The organism is Achromobacter kerstersii (assembly GCF_902859595.1).
GTDB classification, from domain to species: domain Bacteria; phylum Pseudomonadota; class Gammaproteobacteria; order Burkholderiales; family Burkholderiaceae_B; genus Achromobacter; species Achromobacter kerstersii.
In genome coordinates this window covers 1,655,603-1,676,212 of record NZ_CADIJQ010000001.1, presented here as the reverse complement: position 1 = coordinate 1,676,212, position 20,610 = coordinate 1,655,603, and the positions used below count along the sequence as shown (strand labels likewise).

Here is a 20,610-nt window from a genome sequence, read left to right as displayed (position 1 = left end):
GTCTCCATAATCGTAGTTATGATGTTTTTTGATGTGCCACAAATACGCCAATACCATGCGGCAGACTGGACAATAGTGAATAGGCAGTATCATCGTCAAACCTTATTCATGATGGTTTTTGATGTGAATAAACCTGCTCCCGAACGCAAGCTGGCGCGCTTGGCCGATGTGGCCGAGCGCGCTGGCGTCTCCACCGCCACGGCCGACCGCGTGTTGAACCGCCGGCCCGGCGTGCGCGCCAATACGGCGCAAAAGGTCTTCAAGGCCGCCATCGAACTGGACTACCTGCCTGAACAGGAGCTGAGCGCTGCGGCGCCCGCGGAACCGATGCGGCTGGTGTTCCTGCTGCCGCGCGGCAGCAACCGCTATCTGCGCATGCTGGGCGACACCGTCAGCTACGCTCATGAACATTTCGGGCCGCTGAACGCCAAGTGCCAGATCGAATACGTGGAAAGCTTCAACCCCGATGCGCTGGCGCAGGCCTTGGCCAAGCACGGCAAACGCGCCGACGGCATTGCCTTCATGGCGCTGGAGCACCCGGTGGTGCGCGAAGCCGTCAATGCGCTGGCGCAGCAGGGCGTGCCCACGGTGACCTTGATTTCCGATATCGCCAATAGCGCGCGAACGGCCTATGTGGGGCTGGACAACCGCGCCGCCGGCCGCACGGCGGGCTATCTGATCGCGCGCTTCATTGGCTTGCGCGCGGCGCACGTGGCGCTGATTGCCGGGTCGCGCCATTACCGCGCGCATGAGGAACGCGAAAGCGGTTTCCTTCAGCTGTATGCCGAACAGTTCCAGGCGATGCAGGTGGTGGACCTGCGCGAAGGCTATGACGACGCGCAGCGCAACTACGAACAGACGCGCCAGCTGCTGGAGCAATATCCGAACCTGGCGGGTATCTACAACATCGGCGGCGCGTCCGACGGTGTCGCCCGCGCACTGAAGGAAGCGGGCCTGCAACATCGCGTGGTGTTCATCGGCCACGGCCTGACGCCCGACACCCGTTCGTTGCTGATCGACGGCACGATGGATGCCGTCATCACGCAAAGCCCGATGGAAGCGCTGATGAGCTGCGTGCGCATTTTCTGCAACCTGCGCGACAAACGCAGCACGATGAACGGGGTGGAACTGGCGCGCAGCCAGGTGATCTTTCGAGAGAATCTGCCGTAGCCGCGTGAAGGATTGAAACGGCAATTCTTTTTATTGCCATGCCTGTCTACAATCCGCCATCTGCGGCCCACGGCTTTCATCGCTACCTTGCCATCTCCATCCTCTGCTTCGCGTCCTTTGGACTGGCTGAACTTTTTCGCGGCCGATGTCCGGGATGGCCTTGGGCCATATCTGGCCATCTATTTGCTTGCGGTGCACCAGTGGCGGCCTGACAGCATCGGTCTTGTCATGACCATTTCCGGGCTGGCGGCGCTGGCGGCGCAAACACCGGCTGGCGCGCTGGTCGACCGCACGGCGAACAAGCGCAGGCTGTTGATGGCGGCCGCCATCCTGGTGACGGTGGCGTGCATGGCGGTGCTGGCGAATGACAATTTTGCGTGGGTCACGGTCACGCAGGCGCTGGCGGGCATCGCGTCGTCGGTCTTCGCGCCGGCGATCGCGGGCATCACCTTGGGGCTGACCGCCGCCAACGGATTTACCCGGCGTATCGCGCGCAACGAATCGTATAACCATGCCGGCAACGCGTTTGCCGCCTTGCTGGCCGGCGGCCTGGCGTATGTGTGGGGGCCGGTGGCCGTGTTTTACCTGATGGCGGCGATGGCGCTGGCCAGCCTGGCCGCGGCGTCGCGCTTCCCCGCGCATATTGATGTGGACCGGGCTCGCGGGCTGGACCACGATGCCGCTGCCGACGCCCACCCCGTTGCGCTGCGCCAGTTGCTCAGCAACCGATCACTGCTGTTGCTGGCCTTGAGCTGCGCCTTGTTCCACCTGGCCAATGCCGCCATGCTGCCGCTGGTGGGCCAGAAGCTGGCGCTGGCGAACCCCGCGCTTGCCACGCCGCTGACCGCCGCCTGCATCGTCGCCGCGCAATTCGTCATGATTCCGGCGGCGATGGCGGTGGGGCGCTATGCCGACCTCCTGGGCCGCAAGCGCTTGTTGCTGATCGGATTCCTGATTCTGCCGTTGCGCGGCGTGCTGTACACCTTTTCGGACCACACCACCTGGCTGGTCGCCGTGCAGTTGCTGGACGGCGTGGGCGCGGGTATCTTCGGGGCCGTCCTGCCTTTGATGGTGCTGGACCTGACCCAAGGCACCGGGCGTTTCAACGCCAGCCTGGGCGCGGTGACCACGGTGTTTGGCATCGGTGCGTCGCTGAGCAACGGCGTGGCCGGCGTGATCGTTCAGCAGGCGGGCTACAGCGCTGCTTTTCTCGCTTTGGCCGGCATCGCGGCGCTCGCGTGCGTCACCTTGCTGGCCTTGCCGGAAACGCGCAAGGCGCTCGTAAAACCCACCACTTCCGTCTCATCCCTTTCCTGATTTCTTGCCGGTAAGCATGTCTTTGTCCAATGCACTGATCTGGTTGATTGCCGCGGCAACCACCATGGCTATCTTGTTTCGCCCCTGGCGGTTGCCTGAATACGTCTGGGCCTGTGCGGGCGCCGTCGCGCTGGTGGGGTTGGGCTTGCTGCCGGCCGCCCAGGCGGGCAGCGCCATCCTGGAAGGCACGGATGTCTACCTGTTTTTGATCGGCATGATGCTCGTGGCCGAGGTTGCCCGGCAGGCAGGGCTGTTCGACTGGCTGGCGGTGGCGGCGGCCGATCATGCGGGCGGCTCGGCGCGGCGGCTGTTCGATCTGGTATTCCTGGTGGGCACGGTGGTCACGGTGCTGCTGTCCAACGATGCGACGGCGGTGGTGCTGACACCGGCCGTCTATGCCGTGGCGCGCGTGGTGGGCGCGCCGCCTTTGCCGTATCTGTACGTGTGCGCCTTCATCGCCAACGCGGCAAGCTTCGTGCTGCCGATTTCGAATCCCGCCAATCTGGTGGTGTTTGGCGACCGCATGCCCGCACTGATGCCTTGGCTGGCGCACTTTGCGCTGCCTTCCGTACTGGCGATTGCGTCCACCTACGTCACGCTGCGGCTGGTGTTTCGCGACGACTTGCGACAGCCGCTCAAGCCATCGCCGCCGCTGCCGCCGATGACGCCGGCCTTGCGGATTGCGGCGGTCGGCGTGGCGGGCACGGCGTGCACCTTGCTGATCACGTCGGCGCTGGGCTACCGGCTGGGCATGCCCACCTTGGTCGCGGGGTCCGCCTCGGCGGTGCTGGTGCTGGGCGTGACGCGGTCCAGCCCATGGCGCCTGATCAAGGGCGTCGCCTGGGGCGTTCTGCCCTTGGTGGCCGGCTTGTTCGTATTGGTGCAAGGCATGGCTGCAAGCGGCGTGCTGCAAGACCTGGCTCAGCTGATGCGAGGCCTGTCCGCCAACGCCGCGCTGTGGGCCAGCGGCATCGGCGCGGCGCTGTCGGGCAACGTCATCAACAACTTGCCGGCGGGTCTGATGGCGGGGTCGTTGGCGCGCATGGCTGACCTGCCCAGCGGCACAACCGCCGCGTTGCTCATCGGTATCGACCTGGGTCCGAACCTGTCCGTGAGCGGCTCGCTCGCCACCTTGCTCTGGCTGTTGGCCGTGCGCCGCGAGGGCATGCATATCAGCGCGTTCAGTTTCCTGCGCCTGGGCCTCGTCGTGATGCCTCCCGCCCTGTTGCTGGCCCTGGCGGCGTTGCACCTGACGAATTGACGCAAGCGCTTGTGTTTTTACTGCCTAGGCAGATAAAATCCGGGAATCGCGTTTCGCCTTGATCTCCCAGACCGCCATGTCGCCTGCCAAACCTTCCGTGCTGGACAGTTTCTACACCGGTGAACTCGGCTTCATGGTGACGTCCGTGCGCGCCAGCATTCACGATGCGCTGGAGCGCGAACTGGCGCCGTATGACCTGACGACGCCGCAGTACGTGGTGCTGAACTGTCTGGCCAAGGGCTGGGGCCGTACGCTTAGCGACTTTTGCCGGGTGCTGGCTTATGACTCGGGTGCGATGACCCGCTTGCTGGACCGCATCGTGGCCAAGGGCTTTATCCGGCGGGTCGAGAACGAGGCGGATCGGCGCAGCTACCTGATCGAACTGACCGAGCTGGGGCAGGCCGCCTTGCCGCAAGCGCTGGACGCAACCGAAGTCGCCATGCGGCGTTTGCTGCAAGGGTTTTCAGAAGACGATGCCGAGACTCTGCACAAGCTGTTGTCGCGGCTGCTGATCAACGCGGGCAAGGGCTGAATCGGTCCGTCCGCATTTTTTTTATCTATTTATCTGCCTAGGCATATACAGCCTGGGCATAAATTTAAGAACACTCGCCGCACCATGCAAGCTTCCCCGCATCCTCCCATTCCCCCCGCCTTGCTGATGACGATCGGAGCGCTGACGTTTGTCGACTTCCTGCAAAACGGCATGGTCACGTTCGCGGCCTCGCCCATCATGGGTGAGATCGGCGCCAGCCCCGAGGAATACACCACCGTCGCGGTCATCTATGCCTGCGTGGCCGTGGTGATGATTGCGCTGCAAGGCTGGCTGGTGCATCACTTGGGCTTGCGGCGTTATCTGCTGGCGTCGTTGGGCGCGGCGGCGGCGGGGGCGGTGGTGTGTGCGCTGTCGCGCAGCGAAGCGGGGTTTCTGCTGGGCCGGGTGCTAATGGCAATGGGCTGCGCAGCAATGCTGACGTCATCGCGGCTGACGGTGAACCTGATTCCGCCAGGCCCCGCGCGTTTTCAGGGCATCAAGGCCTTGGCGACGGGGTTGTGCACGGGCACGGCGCTGGGGCCGTTGCTGGCGTCGGTGGCGGTGGATCAAACGGGCTGGCACGTGATGTTCTGGCTGGTCGCCGCGTTGTCGTTGCTGGCGATGATTCCGGTAGCGCTCGCCATGCCCGATCACGGTGGCGTGACGGTGGCAGGGCAGGCGCGGCTGGCGCCGATTGCAGCCCTGGGGCTGGGCAGTTTCTTGCTGCTGCACGCGTTGCAGCGGTCTTATTACGACTTTTTCAGCGACCGCCATCTGCTGGTGCTTTACGCCGCAGCGGGCTTGGCGGCGCTGGCGTTTTTTGTGCGCTCGGAAACGCGTCATGGCGCGCCGTTGCTGAAGCTGGGCGGCATGAAGGAAGTGCGCTTTCTGAGCGGCCTGGCGCTATTCATGTTTTGCTATCTGATGCTGGGCGCCAACGGCTATCTGGTGCCGCTGATGCTGCAACGCGCGCTGGGCTTGTCGTGGGCGAACACGGGCGTGTTCTTTGCGATGGGGCTGGGCGCGGGCGTGCTGACGTTTGCAGTGATGTCGCAGTTGCTTGCCCGCTGGCCGTCGCCGCGCAAATTCTTCGTGGCGGGTTTTACCGCGCTGGCGGCGTTTGCCGTGTTGATGTCGCGGCTGACGCCTTCGGCTGACCCGTGGACGGATGTGTTGCCCGCGCTGGCCTGCTACGGCGTGTTCATCATGATCGTCATGCCGGCCACCGCCATGAACACTTTCACGGGGCTGACCCATGACCCCGCGGTGTTCGCGCATGCGCAGCAGGTGAAGAACATGCTGGCGCAGGTGGGGCAGGCGCTGGGCATCATGGTGGCGACGGTGGGCCAGCAGTGGTTCACGTCGGAACACTACAACGTGCTGATGGCGGGCATCGCCCAAGGCAACGCCAATTTTGAAGCGGCCAAGGCGCAATTGAGCGGCGTCTACGCTGCGGCGGCCGACCCCGCGCGGGCGCAGCAGATGGCCATGGCGCATATCTCGCAATGGCTGGACCAGCAATCGGTGCTGCTGGCGAACCTGGATCATTTCCGGGTGCTGGCCGTGCTGGCGTTGGCCGGGGTGGTGGTCAGCGTTACGCAGCGGGTGTTTCGCTAGGCGGCGCGGTGGATCAATTCCCGGCCAGCTCGCCGATCACCTGGCGCGCCACGTCCGACAAGGACAGGCCGCCATCCATCGCCGCGCGTTGCAGCCGTTCGTGCGCGGCGTGCTCGGTCAGGCCGTAATGGCTGATCAGCAGCAGCTTGGCGCGATCAATGCGCTTCTTTTCTTCCAGCGCCCCGCGCATGGTGTGCAGCGCGTCGTCGGCGCGCTGCATGCGCAGCGTCTGCTCGCGCATCATGTCCAGAATCGACCGCTCCAATTCGCTGCCTACACCGTCAGGCGCGGGGGTGTCGACGATGCGGCTTTGCACGCTGAAGACCATGCTGGGCGCCTGGCCGCTGGCGTGCTCGGCATAGCGGCTGAGCAGCAGGCGGCGGTCGTCCAGTTCTTTGCGGGTGTCGGCGATACGGCGTTCGCACTGCTGCGCCAACGCCTGGGCCAGCAGGCTTTCCACTTCGCGCATGGCGTCGATGCGCGCGGTACACAGGTCGAACCACAGTTCGGCAAGGCTGCCGTCTACGCGTTGCCCGTCGGCGGTGCGCTGCGCCATGTCGCGCATGCGTTCTACGGGTTCGCCTTGTTGCTGGATCTGTTCCCAAACCGTGCGCGGCGCGCCGTCAGCGTGTTCGGCGTAGATATCAAAACTGCGGCGCTGGTTGGCCGCCAGGCCCAGCATGCGGGCCTTTTGCGCGTCGCTGAAAAACCCGGCTGTAAATCCCATCACACCGCAAGCGCGTTCCTGCCCGCTCAGCTCTTTGCCTTGCATGAAGTTCAAGAGCGCGACCAGGATGCGGGTGACGCCGGGGTCCAGCGCCGAATCGGCCGCTTCGAACACCACGGCCAGCAGGCTGCCGATGACCTGTGTGAAGCGCGCATCGGCGTCCGCCACGGCGATGGCGCGGTCGCGGATCTGGCGGCGCAGGGCGGGCAGTTCGTCCAGCCGGAACAGGGCGAAGGCGATACCGTTGAGCAAGCGGGCCTTGCCGCTGCCATGCGCGGGGTCGGCCGCCAAGCCATCCAGGAAATGGCGCGCGTCGGTCTCGATGCGGACGGCGGTGTCGCTCAAGCCCGCCAGCGTTTGCTGCAAGCGTTCTTGCGGGCTGCACAGCGTCAGGTTGGAGTAGCCGCGTTCCTTTTGCAGCGCGTGTACCAGCGCGCTGATGCGCACCACCAATTCACAGGTGCCGGCCAAGGCTTCCAGCCCGTGGAGCTCGCTGCGCCGGGCGGCAAGCAGAAAGCGCAAGGGCGGCGGCATGTGGCGTTCGGCCATGGCGGTCTCTTTGTCAGTCTCGGAAAGTCAGGCGCGGCGGCGCAAAACGGGTTCGGTGGACGTCAGCATCGGCGTATCTTTGGTGGACGTCACCATCGGCGTCTCCATCGGCGCATCCATTGGCGTATCCATGGCGCCGAAGACCTGGCAGGCGGCAACGTTGCCGATGACCAGCACGGCGGGGCTGCGCAATTGAAAGTCTTGGGCGTCGTGCGTCATGGCGGCCAGTGTCGAGCGGCATTCACGCTGGTCGGCCAATGATGCGCGTTCGATCATTGCCACGGGGGTGTCGGGCGCCATGCCGGCCGCCAGCAACTGGCTGCTCATGTCGTGCAATTTGGCCACTCCCATGTAGACCACCAGCGTGGTGCCGCTGCGTGCCAGCCCCGTCCAGTCGGGCATCGTGCCGTCCTGGGAATGAGCGGTGATCAGTGTAACGCCCTGAGCCATGCCGCGTTGGGTCAATGGGATGCCGCAGGCGGTGGCGGCGGCAAGGCCAGCGGTGATGCCGTTGATGATTTCGCAGCCTACGCCGTGGTCGCTGAGCCATTGCGCTTCTTCGCCGCCACGGCCAAAGATGCAGGGGTCGCCGCCTTTCAGGCGCGCCACGCGCAAGCCTTGCCGGGCATAGCGCAGCATCAAGCGCTGGATGAAGGCTTGCGGCGTGGAGCGGCAGCCGCCGCGCTTGCCGACATGGACCAAGCGGGCTTGCGCGCAGTAGTCCAGCACCTGCGGGTTGACCAGATCATCCACCAGCACGACGTCGGCCAGTCCCAGCGCACGCACGGCTTTGAGGGTCAGCAGTTCCGGGTCGCCAGGGCCGGCGCCAATCAACCAGACGGAAGGGTTCATGAGAGGGCTCCTGGATTCAACGATCAAGAAAAAGGATAAGGATCACGATCAGCTGCACCACGCACAGGCCTTTCCAAAAGGCGAGCGGATTGCGTTCCAGCAGCGGCAGGCGCGCTTGGTGGGCGGCGGACGCTGGCGGGTGACGCAGTACATGCGTGAATTCCGATAGCTCGGGCGTGCGCTCGGCCGGGTCGGGATGCAGGGCGCGGCTTAGCACGCCGTCAATCCAGGCGGGCAGTTCGCGCTCGCGGTCCAGCACTGACACATAGTTCAAGCGCAACTGCGCGGCGCGGCTGCGGGCGCGCGCCACGTCGGCGCCATAAGGCAGACGGCCGGACAGCATCTGGTAGAGCATTGCGGCCAACGAATACAAGTCAGACCGCGCCGTGCCGGCTTCGCCCAGGAACAGCTCGGGCGCGGCGTATTGCGCGGTGCCCAGCATCGGGGGCGCGTCGTCATCTTGCGCGCTGCGGTCCAAGAGGCCGGCGGCCTGCGTGGAGCCCAGGTCGATGATCGTGGCCTTGCCGTCGTCGCCCACCAAAATGTTGTCGGGCCGCAAATCGTTGTGCACGATCTCCAGCCGGTGAAACGCTTGCAGGCCGCGCGCAATCTGTTCGATCAGCGCCACCGCTTGCTCCAGCGTGGGGCGGGGGTGGTCGGCCATCCACCGCGTCAGCGTGCGCCCTGCAATGCACTCGCTGACCGTGTATAGATAGCGGCGCGCGCGCGGCATCGGCCAGGCGCGCACCACGTGGCGGCTGTCGATGCGGCGGGCGATCCACTCTTCGGTCATCAGCCGTTCCAGATACGCCGGGTCATGCCGCAAGTCCAACGACGGAATCTTGATGACCACGGCGTCGCCGCTGGCAATGTCTTGGGCCAGGTAGACGTGGCTGCGATGGCTGGCGCGCAGTTCATCCTGAATGCGGAAGCCTTCAAATTCCATGCCGGCGGCCAGCAACGGCGGGCAGGGCAGGTTCAGGCTGTAGCGCGCAATTTCGTCGGCGCGGCGCGGGGGCAGGGCGTCGATGCGTACCAGCTGCACGGTCAGGTTGTCGTCGCTGCCGCGTTCGAACGCCAGTTGCACCAGTGCGCGCGCCGCATCGTCCAGCGCGTCGGGATGCAGCGCGATGGCGTGCGTGACGTCCTGCGCATGGATGTGTTCGTACACGCCATCGGTTGCCAGCAGGAACACGTCGCCCAGCTCCAGCGGCTGGGTGTGATAGTCAATCTCCAAGTGCGGCGCCAAGCCCAGCGCGCGGCCCAGATAGCTTTTGTCTTGCGAGATCCACACGCGATGGTCGTCGGTTAGCGGTTCCATCGCGCCGCCGCGCAGCCGGTAGATGCGCGCATCGCCAATGTGCAAGATGTGCGCGGTCGTCGCCTTCAGCACCATCACGGTCAGCGTGCAGACGTAGCCGCGGTCGGCGTCGCGCGGCTGGTCGGGGTGATGGCGCTGGCGGGTCTGCGCATGCAGCCAGCCGTTGGTGGCGCTGAGCACCTTGTGCGCCGACTTCTTCACCGACCACGTTTCGGGCGTGCAGTAATAGTCTTCCAGGAAGCTGGCCACGGCGGTTTCGCTGGCGATGTGGCTGACCTGGCTGCTGCTGATGCCGTCGGCCAGCGCGATGGCGATGCCCTTGGCGCCCAGCAGCGGTTCGGCCGGCACGCACAGGCCGTGAAAGTCCTGGTTGACCGGCTTGCGCCCCGGCTCGGTGTGCTGGCCCACCGCCACCTGCAAGCAGGCGGCGGCGCCGGGGGCGGGGCGGTCCATCACGGCGCGCGTCCTGGCGGGATCAGTTGAAGCGGCGCTTGGGCGCGGTCTTCATGTGCGTCGTGTAGAGCGTCAGGCCGGTCAGAGAGATGCCGCCGATCAGGTTGCCCAGCACCACTGGGATTTCGTTCCAGATCATGTAGTCCATGATCGAGAAGTTGCCGCCCATGATCATCGCCGACGGGAACAGGAACATGTTGACGATGGAATGCTCGAAGCCCATCGCAAAGAACAGCATCACCGGCATCCACATGGCGATGACCTTGCCGCTGACCGACGTCGAGATCATCGCGCCGACCACACCCAGCGACACCATCCAGTTGCACAGCACGCCGCGAATGAAGATGGTCAGCATGCCGCCCGCGCCGTATTCCTTGTAGCCCAGCGTGCGGTTTTCACCGATGTGCGAAATGACCTGCCCGACCTTGTTGGGCGGCACGGAAAAACCGTAGGTGAACACGATGGCCATCAGCACCGCCACCGTCAGCGCACCGGCGAAGTTGCCGATGAAGACAAAACCCCAATGCTTCAGGATGGCTTTCACGGTGACGCCGGGCCGCTTGTCAAAGAGCGCTAGCGGCGTCAGCACGAACACGCCCGTCAGCAGGTCAAAGCCCATCAGGTACAGGATGCAGAAGCCCACTGGAAAGAGGGCGGCGCCCAGAATGGGCGACTCGGTTTGCACCGTGACCGTCACGGCGAACACGGCGGCAATCGCCAAAATGGCGCCGGCCATGAAGGCGCGGATCAGGACGTCACGGGTCGCCATGTAGATTTTCGACTCGCCCGCGTCCACCATTTTGGTGACGAATTCGGAAGGTACCAGGTAGGACATGATGATTCCCTATTGCGTTGTAGGTAAGAGGGCGTGGCGCTCAGGCGACTTCGACGGCGTCGCCGTTGAAGCGCGCCTGCCAGGTGCGCAAGCGTTGTTCGGGGTATTGCACGCACGTGCCGTCGGCCAGACGGAAGTGCTGCTTGTAAAGCGGCGAGGCCACGATCAGGTCGCCGCCCAGTTGGCCGATGAGACCGCGTCCGATGACGTTGGCGCCCGATTTCGGGTCGCGGTTGTCGAGGGCGTACAAGGGCGCGCCGTCGGCGTCAGGCAGGTAGAACAGCGCGATCTGCTGGCCGTCCAACAGGGCGACGACGCCAGAGCCGGCGACGAGGTCGTGGCGGGAGCAGACGGCGCGCCAGTTCGGGGCGGAGGCCGGGCTCAATGCGGCGTTCAACGCAGGTTTTATGGCAGCCATCAGACGATCTCCTCGGCAATCGGAATGACACGCGCAGCACGAACCGGGGCCGGCCGGGGTTGGCCGCGTTCCTGCACGAATTGGATGTCGGGGTCGCCGCCGCGCTCGTTGACGAAGGTGCGAAAACGCTTGAGCTTTTCCGGGTCGTTGATGGCGTTGGCCCATTCGCATTCGTAGCGGTCCACCACCAGCTGCATCTGCGCGTCCAGTTCGGCGCCCAGGCCCAGGCTGTCGTTCAGCACCACGTCTTTCAGATAGTCCAGCCCGCCTTCCAGCGATTCGCGCCAGACGGATGTGCGTTGCAGTTTGTCGGCGGTGCGGATGTAGAACATCAGCACGCGGTCGATGGTGCGGATGAGCGTGGCGTCATCCAGGTCGGTGGCGAACAGCTCGGCGTGGCGCGGGCGCATGCCGCCGTTGCCGCACACGTAAAGGTTCCAGCCGTTTTCGGTGGCGATGACGCCGATGTCCTTGCTCTGCGCTTCGGCGCATTCGCGCGTGCAGCCCGACACCGCAAACTTCAGCTTGTGCGGCGCGCGCAGGCCCTTGTAGCGGTGCTCGATGTCCAGCGCCATGCGCACGCTATCCTGCACGCCGAAGCGGCACCACGTGCTGCCCACGCACGACTTCACGGTGCGCGTGGACTTGCCGTAGGCGTGCCCGGTTTCGAAACCGGCGGCGATCAGTTCGGCCCAGATGTCGGGCAATTCATGCAGCTGCGCGCCGAACAGGTCGATGCGCTGGCCGCCCGTGATCTTCGTGTACAGCTGGTACTTCTTGGCCACGGCGCCGATGGCGATCAGGCCATCGGGCGTGATTTCCCCGGCGGGTATGCGCGGCACCACCGAGTACGTGCCGTTCTTCTGCATGTTCGCCATGAAGGTGTCGTTGGTGTCTTGCAGCGGCACCAGGTGCGGGTCTTGAATGGGGCGGTTCCAGCACGACGCCAGAATCGAACCCACGGCCGGCTTGCAGATGTCGCAACCGACGTGGCCCTTGCCATGGCGGGCCAGCAATTCGTCGAACGTTTCGATGCCGCCCACGCGCACCATCGCGTAAAGCTCCTGGCGCGTGTAGGCAAAGTGTTCGCACAGGCTTTTGTCGACTTCCACGCCCCGGCTGGCCAGTTCATGTTCCACCACCTGCTTGAGCAACGCGGCGCACCCGCCGCAGCCCGAGGCCGCCTTGGTGCATTGCTTGACGCTGCCTAAGTCGGTGCAGCCGCCATCAATGGCCGCACTGACCGCGCCTTTGCTGACGTTGTGACAGGAGCAGATTGTGGCGGTGGCGGGCAGCGCGTCCACGCCGAGTGCGGGCGCGGCCTTGCCCAGCGGCAGGATCAGGCTGGCGGGGTCGGCGGGCGGCGCGATGCCATTCTGCGCGTATTGCAGCAGGGTGTCGTAGTAGCGGTTGTCGCCCACCAGCACGGCGCCCAGCACGCGCTTGCCGTCGTCGGACACCACCAGGCGGCGGTAGCTGGAGCCGGCTTCGTCGATGTAGCGGTAGCTGCGTGCGCCCGGCGTGACTCCGTGCGCGTCGCCGATGGAGCCCACGTCCACGCCCAGCAGCTTCAGCTTGGTGGACATGTCGGCGCCGGTGAAGGGCGTTTCTTCCGCGCCGCACAGGTCGGCCGCGACGATGCGCGCCATCTGATAGCCCGGCGCCACCAGGCCGAACACGGTGCCGTTCCAGGCCGCGCATTCGCCGATGGCGTAGATGCGTTCATCGCTGGTCAGGCAGCGGTCATTGATGGCCACGCCGCCGCGTTCGGCCAACGTCAGCCCGGCTTTGCGCGCCAGCGTCACGTGCGGGCGGATGCCGGCCGAGAACACGATCAAGTCCGTTTCCAGGGGCTCGCCTTCGGCAAAGCGCATGCGGTAGCGGTAACGCGTGCCCGGCTTGATGTCTTGCGTGGCGCGAGACAGATGCACGCCGACGCCCAAGGCTTCGATGCGCGCCTTGAGCGCCGCGCCGCCCGCCTCGTCCAGTTGCACCGGCATCAAGCGCGGCGCGAATTCCACCACGTGTGCTTCCAGGTTCAATGACTTCAAGGCGTTGGCCGCTTCCAGCCCCAGCAGGCCGCCGCCCACCACCACGCCGCGCCGCGCACCGCGTGCGGCGTCGCGGATCAGGTCCAGGTCATCGATGCTGCGATACACCAGGCGCGACGCGCCTTCCGCGCCCGCGATGGGCGGCACGAATGGGTACGAGCCCGTGGCCAGCACCAGCTTGTCGTAGGCCACGCGGCCGCGCTGCGTGACGACTTCCCGCGTGTGGCGGTCGATCTCAAGCACCGGTTCGCCCAGATGCAGATGCAGCCCCTCTTGTTCATAGAAGGCCGCCTCGCACATCGCCATTGATTCGGCGTCGCGGCCGTTCAGGTATTCAGACAGATGCACGCGGTCATACGCGCGCCGCGTCTCTTCGCCGTAGACGTGAATGCGATAGCGCTCAAGTGCGCCGCGCGCGATCAGTTGCTCGACGCAATGGTGTCCCACCATGCCGTTGCCGATGACGACGAGCGTCTGCAAGGAATCGGGAGAGGCCGCTGCTTTCATGAATATCCCCAAGCGCTGAATGTGAATCAAAAGACAAAAGGCGCCCTGGACCTGTTGGTCGGGGCGCCTTTGCCGGTACTGCTCAAGTTGTGGTGCGGCCTTGCGGCCTGCATGAACCATTAAGCAAAGACCGTGCCAACGCGGCAGGTCCGTCATGACGGGGGCACGTTTTAACGCGCGGCTCATAGGGGAATAGGGCAGTCGACAGGCAGCGTGTGCCCGCAGGCTGCATAGCGTTGGGATCGCGCGGGATCAGGCTCGCGCGCCAAACTGGTGCACCGCGTTGTGCGTTGCCGCACCGATTTGGGTCCGCGCCCACCCGCGCCGTTGCATCGATACCACTCACGCGGCGTTGCCAAAGCGCTTTCTGCCGGGCCATAATCTGCCCTTCGTTGGATTGATAACCGTTCGCATTCACATTGATGCTGAATTGCGGCAAGAACGGGCGCAGGGCGTCGGGTCAGGAGCGGGCAAGATCGTGAGTGGATCGCAAAGTGTGTCGCAGGAATTCGAGCAGCTGTACGGCAACCATCACCACTGGCTGCTGGCTTGGGTGAACTGGCGTCTGGGCAACGCTGCGGATGCGGCCGACCTGGCGCATGACGCGTTTGTGCGCCTGCTGACGCGGCCCTGCCACTTTGATGACGCCAAGCAGGCGCGCACCTATTTGCGCAAGATGGCCAACGGCATGTGCGTGGACCTGTGGCGCCGCCGCACGCTGGAGCAGGCCTGGCTGGAAGAGTTGGCCGCGCAACCCGAGCCGACGGCGTCCTCCGCCGAACAGCAGGCCATGGTGCTTGAGGCGCTGGGCGAGATCGACGCGATGCTGCGCGAACTGCCGCCTAAGGCGGCGCATGCATTCGTGATGGCGGTGGCGTGCGAAATGACCGACGACGAAGTCGCGGCCGTGCTGAAGGTGTCATCCCGGATGGTGCGCAAGTACGTGGCGCAGGCCATGTTGTGCTGCATGAAGCTCGAAGCGCGGCTGGCCGCTGGCGGCACAGACTTGGCGATGGCGTGATGGGCCGGGTCGAGGCGTCTGGGCAGGAACCGTCGCACCAGGTGATGGAGCAGGCGGCCGAGTGGTACGCCTTGTTGCGTACCGGGTCGGCGTCTGCGTCTGAGCAGCGCAAGTGGAAACAATGGCTGGACAACGCGGCGGAGCACCAGCAGGCATGGCGTTATGTGGAACGCGTGGGCCGTCGCTTTGAACCTTTGCATGCCAGCCCGGACCGTGATGCGGCGGTCAGGGCCTTTGGCCAGGCGGCGAACGGGGCGCCGCGCAGGCGCCGCGCCGTGCTGCTGGGCTTGGCCGGCCTGGCCGCGGGCGGCTTGGGCTGGGGCGCGTGGCGGCACACGGCGCTGCCTGTCATGGCGTCGACGTGGGGCGCGGACCATCGCGCGGGCGTGGGCGAAACCGCGCGCGTCGCGCTACCCGACGGCACCCAGGTCTGGCTCAAGGCGCTGAGCGCATTCAACGTGGACTTCAACCCCACGCAGCGCCGGCTGCAATTGGTGAGCGGTGAAATGCTGATCGATACGGGCCGAGATCCGCTGCGCCCATTTCTGGTGGATACGGAGCAAGGGCGTCTGCAAGCGCTGGGCACGCGCTTTACCGTGCGCCAGGACGCTGGCGATACCTTGGTGACGGTGTTTGAAGGCGCGGTGCGCGTCGACGCCGCGCGCTCACATGCGACAGGCATCGTCCCGGCGGGCCAGCAGCTCCGGTTCACCGCCCATGCCCTGCAAACCATGGCGCCCGCCAATCCTGCGCACGAAGCCTGGGCGCATGGCGTGCTGGTGGCCGACAACACGCCGCTCTTAGAAGTGGTGGCGGAGTTGCGCCGTTACCGCTATGGCCATGTGGGGCTATCGCCGGAATTGGCGCGCATGCGCGTGTTCGGCAGCTACCCCATCAACGATGCCGACCGGGCGCTGGACATGCTGTCGTCGGTGCTGCCGATTCGCGTTCAACGCACGCTGCCCTGGTGGATCAGCGTTGAACCGCGGGGCTGAAATAAAAAATCTGCATCTGGCGGTTCCGGAAATCGCCATCTCGTTCGATTAAGGATAGTGAGAGTCTGCCGAGCCCGAGGTTTGGCCGGCGTATCGCCCCTCTCTTTCCTTACCTTCCTTCGCACGAGAGCACAGGCCAGTCATGCCCCATCGCACCCCTCTTTCCCGCACGGCGTTCGCCGCCGCGCCCGCTCGCCCCATGGCGTTGACCCGCAGCGGGGCGCGAGCCTTGGGCTTGCCGCTGGCGTTAGTCGTGGCGCTTGCGGCCTGGGATCAGCCGGCCCGGGCGCAAGCGGCATCAGCGGGCGCCGCCCAAACGTCGGACGTCTTGTCGTTTGATATCCCGCCGGGCGCGTTGAACCACGTGCTGGCGCGGCTGGCCAATGAATCGGGCATCTTGCTGGCCGCGACACCAGACCTGGTGGCGGGCCGCCAAAGCGGCGGCGTGCGGGGGAACTACTCGCGAGCGGACGCGCTGCGCCAGGCCTTGGCCGGCACGGGCTTGAGCGCCACGCGCCAGGCGCCGAATCAATTTCGCTTGAACGCGACGCCAGAAGCAGGCGCCACCGTGCTGGATACGGTGACCGTTACCGGCAGCGCGCTGTCCAGCGGGTTGCCGCCCGAGTACGCCGGCGGCCAGGTGGCGCGCGGCGGCCGTGTCGGCCTGTTGGGCAATATGGACGACATGAGCACGCCGTTCAGCGTGACGCAGTACACGTCCAAGCTGATCGAAGATCAGCAGGCCCAGAACATTGGCGATGTGCTGGTCAATGATCCGTCGGTGCGCAACACCTATTCGCGCGGGGCGGGCCGCGACGAGTTCAACATTCGCGGCTTCACGCTGTTCAATTACGACGTGTCGTTCAACGGCCTGTACGGCGTGTCGCCGCGCAATTCCAGTTCTTTGATTGGCGTTGAACGCGTGGAAGTGCTGCGCGGCCCGAACGCCTTGCTCAACGGGATGGCGCCCTATGGGTCCGTGGGCGGCTCGATCAACCTGGTGCCCAAACGCGCGGGGGCCGAACCGCTGAACCGCTACACCCTGTCCTACATTGGCGACAGCCAGTTTGGTGTGCATGCCGATCTGGCCCGCCGCTATGGTGATACCCAGGAATGGGGCGTGCGGCTGAACGTGGCGGGCAGCGGTGGCGACCTGCCCATGGATGGCTCGAAAGAAAGCCTGGGCGCGGTTGCGCTCGGCCTGGATTACCAGGCCGAGCGTTTCCGACTGGAAGGCGACATCAACTATCAGAACCGGAATACCGACGCGCGCAGCGGCTTGTTGTTTCCGCCGGAGCCGGGCGTGCCCATTGGCCGGGCGCCCGATGCGCGGGGCAACTTCTTCCCGTCGTGGACGTATTGGAAAACCAAGGAATGGTCGGGCGCGCTGCGCGCTGAATATGACTTGTCGCCGGACTGGACCGTGTACGGCGCGGTGGGTGCGCGCAAGCACGACTTCGAAAGCCTGCAAACCAGCTGGCTGATGCTGGATGGCAATGGCGATATTGGCGCCGTGCCGGCGCGCTTGAACGAGTCGTTGCTGAGCAAGACGGCAGAGGTCGGCGTGCGCGGCCGCTTCCATACCGGCGCGATCAAGCACGAGCCCGCGCTGAGCGCCAGCGCGCTGGACATCGACTATTCGTCCGCCCGCATCCGTTCGCGCACGGTGTTCTCGAATATTTATGATCCGGTTGATCTGCCCAAGCCGAATATTGCCCGCCCCGGCGACCTGCCCCGCACGAGCGAGTCGCGCCTGTACAGCGTGGCCTTGGCGGACACGCTGTCGATGTTTGACGACCGGGTGCAGTTCATTGCCGGCGTGCGGCATCAACAGGTGAAGTCGACCAACTTCGACGCGGCTACGGGGCGGCACACGTCCGAGTACGACAAGTCGGCCGTCACCCCCGCCTTTGCATTGACGGTTCGGCCGATTGAGCCCCTTTCGCTGTACGCCAACTACATCGAAGGCCTGAGCCAGGGCGGCACCGCGCCCGAAGGCGCCGTCAACGCGGGCGAAATGTTTGCGCCTGCCATCTCCAAACAAGTCGAGGTGGGGGCGAAGGTCGACTTCGGCCAGTTCGCCACGTCGCTCAGCGCGTTCCAGATCGAAAACCCCAGCAGTTTCCTGGACCCGGCCACCCGCCGCTACGTGTCCAATGGCCAGCAACGCAACCGTGGCCTGGAATTCCTGGTGCAAGGCGACGCCGCGAAAGGCGTGCGCCTGCTGGGGGGCGTGGCTTATACCGACGGGCGTCTGACTCGCACGGAAGGCGGTGTGAACGACGGCAACCGCGCGCCGGCCGTGCCGCAGTTCCAGTTCAATGCGGCGGCGGAATGGGATACGCCCTTTCTGCCAGGCCTGACCTTGACGGCCCGCATGCTGCGCACGAGTCGCCAATACGTGGACGTAGGCAATACGCAGGAAATTCCCGGCTGGACTCGTTTCGATGTGGGCGCGCGCTACGGGTTCAAGGCCAACGGCACGCCGATGGTGGTGCGGGCCACGGTGGAAAACGTGTTCAACAAGAATTACTGGCAGTCGGCCGCGCGTGAAGGCCTGACCGTCGGCGCACCGTTGACCGTGCTGTTGTCGGTGACGGCGGAATTCTGATTGATGGGGCGGGGGCGGGCGGCTAGGGCGTGGCCGTCTTGCCCACGCGCATCACTCGCCGGCGCACCCGCAGGCTGCCGCGCACGGTTTTCTTTGCGCCTTTTATTGACGTCGACCGGCGCCCTTTACTGCGGTCGACGCGGGCCTGCGCGCGCGCTCGCGCCGTGCAGGCCGCAGCCAGCGCCAGCAGCTTGTCTTCGTCCAGTTGCTCGGCGTCAACCAATCCTTCGTCGGCGCCTTTCAGCGCGATCAACAATTCGTCCAGCTTCAGGTGCAGGGCGCGGGCGTCCTTGTTCTGGTTCTGCTGGATCAGGAACACCATCAGGAACGTCACGATGGTGGTGCCGGTATTGATGACCAGTTGCCAGGTTTCTGAATAAGCAAAGGCGGGGCCGGTGCAGGCCCATATCAACACCGCGATGAGTGCGGCGCCGAACGCGGTTGGCGACCCCGCCCATTTGGTGACGTGCGCGGCAAAGTGGTCGAAGAAGCGCGTGATCGCGTGCGACTTTGCAGGCGGTGGTTGTTCCCGTTTTGCGTGCTGTTCGTTGTCGTCGGTCTTCACGTTCGGCTTCTGCATGGACCTCACCTATTTCGGCCGGGGACTGCGCAGGCCTTCATCCGCCGGGGCCAGCTCGCCCGAGCGCAAACGGGGCAGGCAATTGACCATGGCGCGCGCCACATTGCGCACCTCTTCCTGCACCGCCTGATCGTGGTCCAGGTCGGCGTGGCTGGTGGCGTAGGGTTCGTAATAGCCGATGTAGCGATCCAGCCGTGCCATGGCCCCGGCATCGATCAGCCCCATCCAGTCCAGCCAGTCGCACAGCGCGCGCCGCTGCACTTCGATGCCGGCGACATCCCCGTGCACCACCACGCCATAAGCGCGGCCGGCAAGGTGCTTGGGGTAGGGCCAGCCGGCCAGTTCAAGCTGCTTTGCCTTTTCCACATCTTTGCCGGACGTGGTTGTGGGATCTGGGTTGCCGCCATCCGCGCACACCAGGCGGTCAATCATCAGCTTTAACGGGCTGGGCGATTGGTACCAATACGTGGGCGCCACCAGAATCACGCCGTGCGCCGCGACCCACTGTTCATAGATATCGTTCATGGCATCGTTGTCTTGCCCCAGCGAATGGTTGGGGTAACAGCTGCACGGCCAATGGCACAGCGGCATAGCCGACGACACGCAGCCTTTACAGGCATGGATCTGATACTGGTATTCCGACGTAAGTCGGCTCAGGTCGAGCATGTCGGCTTGCAGGCCCGCGCTTTCCACTTCGGCTTGCATCAACCCCGCCAGCCGCCAGCTTTTTGAGACTTCGCCCGGACAGGTGCCGTCGTTGCGGGCGGACCCGATGACGATCAGCACACGCGAACGGGTGCCGGGGTCGCGCTGGACGTTTGCGGCTTGCTCCAGGCGATCGTGCGCGTCTTTCCATTCCACGGACAGGTCGTAGTCCGGGTCGGCATAACCCGCACCGGCTTTCTCGGTGATGGGCGCTTTGCGGCCGTCTTGGTACGCATCCCACGCGATGGCTTCCAACCGTGCCAGCGCCTCTTTTTCAGCCTTGAACGCGGGGTCGTAAAAGCGGCGCATGAAGCGCAGCGTGAAGGTGTCGCGCGAAAGCGGGCCGGAATATTGCCCCTTGCGGATATCGGGCTTGGATGCGGTCATCGGGGTCTGCCTGCAGGGGATGATCCGCAGGGTCAGCAAACCCCGTGCCTGCCGCGTTAACTGTCGTGTCCGCCCGTCATCACCACCATGATTTCGGCAGGGGCGGCGCTACAGGACAAATAGATATGCCCGACGCCGCTGTCGAAGTAGGCCGTGTCGTGTTTGGCCAGCCGCATCGATTCGCCGTTCTCGAAGCGCAGCTCGATTTCGCCTTCCAGCACCACCAGGAATTCCTGGCCGGCGTGGCGCATGTAGTCCTCGAACTCGGAGGCATCGCGGGCCAGGATGCGGCCGTACATGGGCGTCATGCTGCGGCGCGGGTATTGGCCGGCCAGCAGTTTGTAGTCGTAGGTGCCGGTCAGGTAACCGGGGGCGTCGGCCAGCGTGCAGCGCAAGGCGCTGGGCGCGGCGTCAGCGGGGTCGGCGTGTTCGACGGGGCCGAACAATTCCGCGATATCCACGTCCAGCGCGCGGGCCACGGCGGCGAACTTGGCGTAGCTGATCGATACCTGGCCCAGTTCCATCTTCGACAGGGTGGACAGCGCCACGCCGGTCAGCGCCGACAACGCCTTCAACGTCATCGAGCGCGATTTGCGCAGCGCGCGCAGGCGCACGCCCAGGCTGCTGCGGTCGGCCAGGATGTCGGCGGCGGGCGAGGGCGGGCGAACGGGGGCCATATCGGTGCTTTCCCTTAGCGGCAC

At 65.2% G+C, this 20,610-nt stretch carries 17 protein-coding genes; 8 read left to right on the top strand and 9 right to left on the bottom strand.

What is annotated here, in order from left to right; all coding sequences use genetic code 11:
- The first annotated feature begins 108 nt into the window (after positions 1-108).
- The 5 genes from HV765_RS07280 (at position 109) to HV765_RS07260 (ending at position 5,897) form a co-directional block, all read left to right on the top strand.
- Positions 109-1,170, top strand: coding sequence for a LacI family DNA-binding transcriptional regulator (locus tag HV765_RS07280; protein WP_054425229.1), 1,062 nt, complete (start codon positions 109-111; stop codon positions 1,168-1,170).
- 33 nt (positions 1,171-1,203) lie between these two features.
- Entirely contained in the window at positions 1,204-2,487 is a 1,284-nt protein-coding gene (locus HV765_RS07275) for an MFS transporter (RefSeq protein ID WP_338077789.1), read from the top strand.
- Positions 2,488-2,551: 64 nt separating this feature from the next.
- Positions 2,552-3,748 carry an arsenic transporter gene (locus HV765_RS07270; RefSeq protein ID WP_254600489.1) on the top strand — a complete coding sequence of 399 codons (1,197 nt, stop codon included), beginning with the start codon at positions 2,552-2,554 and terminating at the stop codon, positions 3,746-3,748.
- A gap of 76 nt (positions 3,749-3,824) precedes the next feature.
- Complete coding sequence (locus tag HV765_RS07265; protein WP_054425616.1) at positions 3,825-4,280, top strand: MarR family winged helix-turn-helix transcriptional regulator; 456 nt, start codon at positions 3,825-3,827, stop codon at positions 4,278-4,280.
- A gap of 84 nt (positions 4,281-4,364) precedes the next feature.
- Positions 4,365-5,897 carry an MFS transporter gene (locus tag HV765_RS07260; RefSeq protein WP_175169247.1) on the top strand — a complete coding sequence of 511 codons (1,533 nt, stop codon included), beginning with the start codon at positions 4,365-4,367 and terminating at the stop codon, positions 5,895-5,897.
- 13 nt (positions 5,898-5,910) lie between these two features.
- Here the strand turns inward: HV765_RS07260 and HV765_RS07255 are convergent, their stop codons facing one another.
- The 6 genes from HV765_RS07255 to nirB are packed head-to-tail and all read right to left on the bottom strand — an operon-like array spanning position 5,911 to position 13,610.
- Complete coding sequence (locus HV765_RS07255) at positions 5,911-7,173, bottom strand: nitrate- and nitrite sensing domain-containing protein (protein WP_175169246.1); 1,263 nt, start codon at positions 7,171-7,173, stop codon at positions 5,911-5,913.
- Positions 7,174-7,200: 27 nt separating this feature from the next.
- Positions 7,201-8,025, bottom strand: a complete 825-nt coding sequence (cobA, locus tag HV765_RS07250) for a uroporphyrinogen-III C-methyltransferase (protein ID WP_254600488.1) — start codon at positions 8,023-8,025, stop codon at positions 7,201-7,203.
- 16 nt (positions 8,026-8,041) lie between these two features.
- Complete coding sequence (locus HV765_RS07245; protein ID WP_175169548.1) at positions 8,042-9,799, bottom strand: bifunctional protein-serine/threonine kinase/phosphatase; 1,758 nt, start codon at positions 9,797-9,799, stop codon at positions 8,042-8,044.
- A gap of 22 nt (positions 9,800-9,821) precedes the next feature.
- Entirely contained in the window at positions 9,822-10,634 is an 813-nt protein-coding gene (locus tag HV765_RS07240) for a formate/nitrite transporter family protein (protein WP_054425243.1), read from the bottom strand.
- 40 nt (positions 10,635-10,674) lie between these two features.
- Entirely contained in the window at positions 10,675-11,052 is a 378-nt protein-coding gene (gene nirD, locus HV765_RS07235; RefSeq protein WP_175169245.1) for a nitrite reductase small subunit NirD, read from the bottom strand.
- Positions 11,052-13,610 carry a nitrite reductase large subunit NirB gene (nirB, locus tag HV765_RS07230; RefSeq protein ID WP_175169244.1) on the bottom strand — a complete coding sequence of 853 codons (2,559 nt, stop codon included), beginning with the start codon at positions 13,608-13,610 and terminating at the stop codon, positions 11,052-11,054. Before nirB ends, nirD begins: the two co-directional genes overlap by 1 nt.
- A 475-nt stretch (positions 13,611-14,085) precedes the next feature.
- Between nirB and HV765_RS07225 the strand changes: the two genes are divergently transcribed.
- The 3 genes from HV765_RS07225 (at position 14,086) to HV765_RS07215 (ending at position 18,237) form a co-directional block, all read left to right on the top strand.
- On the top strand, positions 14,086-14,631 hold the full coding sequence (locus HV765_RS07225) for a sigma-70 family RNA polymerase sigma factor (RefSeq protein ID WP_420840112.1): 546 nt from the start codon (positions 14,086-14,088) through the stop codon (positions 14,629-14,631).
- Complete coding sequence (locus HV765_RS07220) at positions 14,631-15,626, top strand: FecR domain-containing protein (protein WP_254600487.1); 996 nt, start codon at positions 14,631-14,633, stop codon at positions 15,624-15,626. Before HV765_RS07225 ends, HV765_RS07220 begins: the two co-directional genes overlap by 1 nt.
- A gap of 142 nt (positions 15,627-15,768) precedes the next feature.
- Positions 15,769-18,237, top strand: a complete 2,469-nt coding sequence (locus HV765_RS07215) for a TonB-dependent receptor (RefSeq protein ID WP_254600486.1) — start codon at positions 15,769-15,771, stop codon at positions 18,235-18,237.
- A 22-nt stretch (positions 18,238-18,259) separates the two neighbouring features.
- Here the strand turns inward: HV765_RS07215 and HV765_RS07210 are convergent, their stop codons facing one another.
- From HV765_RS07210 to HV765_RS07200, 3 genes are read right to left on the bottom strand one after another with little or no spacing between them, the layout of a single operon-like run.
- Positions 18,260-18,817: a low affinity iron permease family protein gene (locus tag HV765_RS07210; protein ID WP_175169243.1), complete on the bottom strand. Its 558-nt coding sequence runs from the start codon at positions 18,815-18,817 to the stop codon at positions 18,260-18,262.
- Positions 18,818-18,826: 9 nt separating this feature from the next.
- On the bottom strand, positions 18,827-19,909 hold the full coding sequence (locus tag HV765_RS07205) for a flavodoxin family protein (RefSeq protein ID WP_054425253.1): 1,083 nt from the start codon (positions 19,907-19,909) through the stop codon (positions 18,827-18,829).
- Positions 19,910-19,965: 56 nt separating this feature from the next.
- Positions 19,966-20,586, bottom strand: a complete 621-nt coding sequence (locus tag HV765_RS07200) for a helix-turn-helix domain-containing protein (RefSeq protein WP_054425254.1) — start codon at positions 20,584-20,586, stop codon at positions 19,966-19,968.
- Positions 20,587-20,610: the final 24 nt, after the last annotated feature.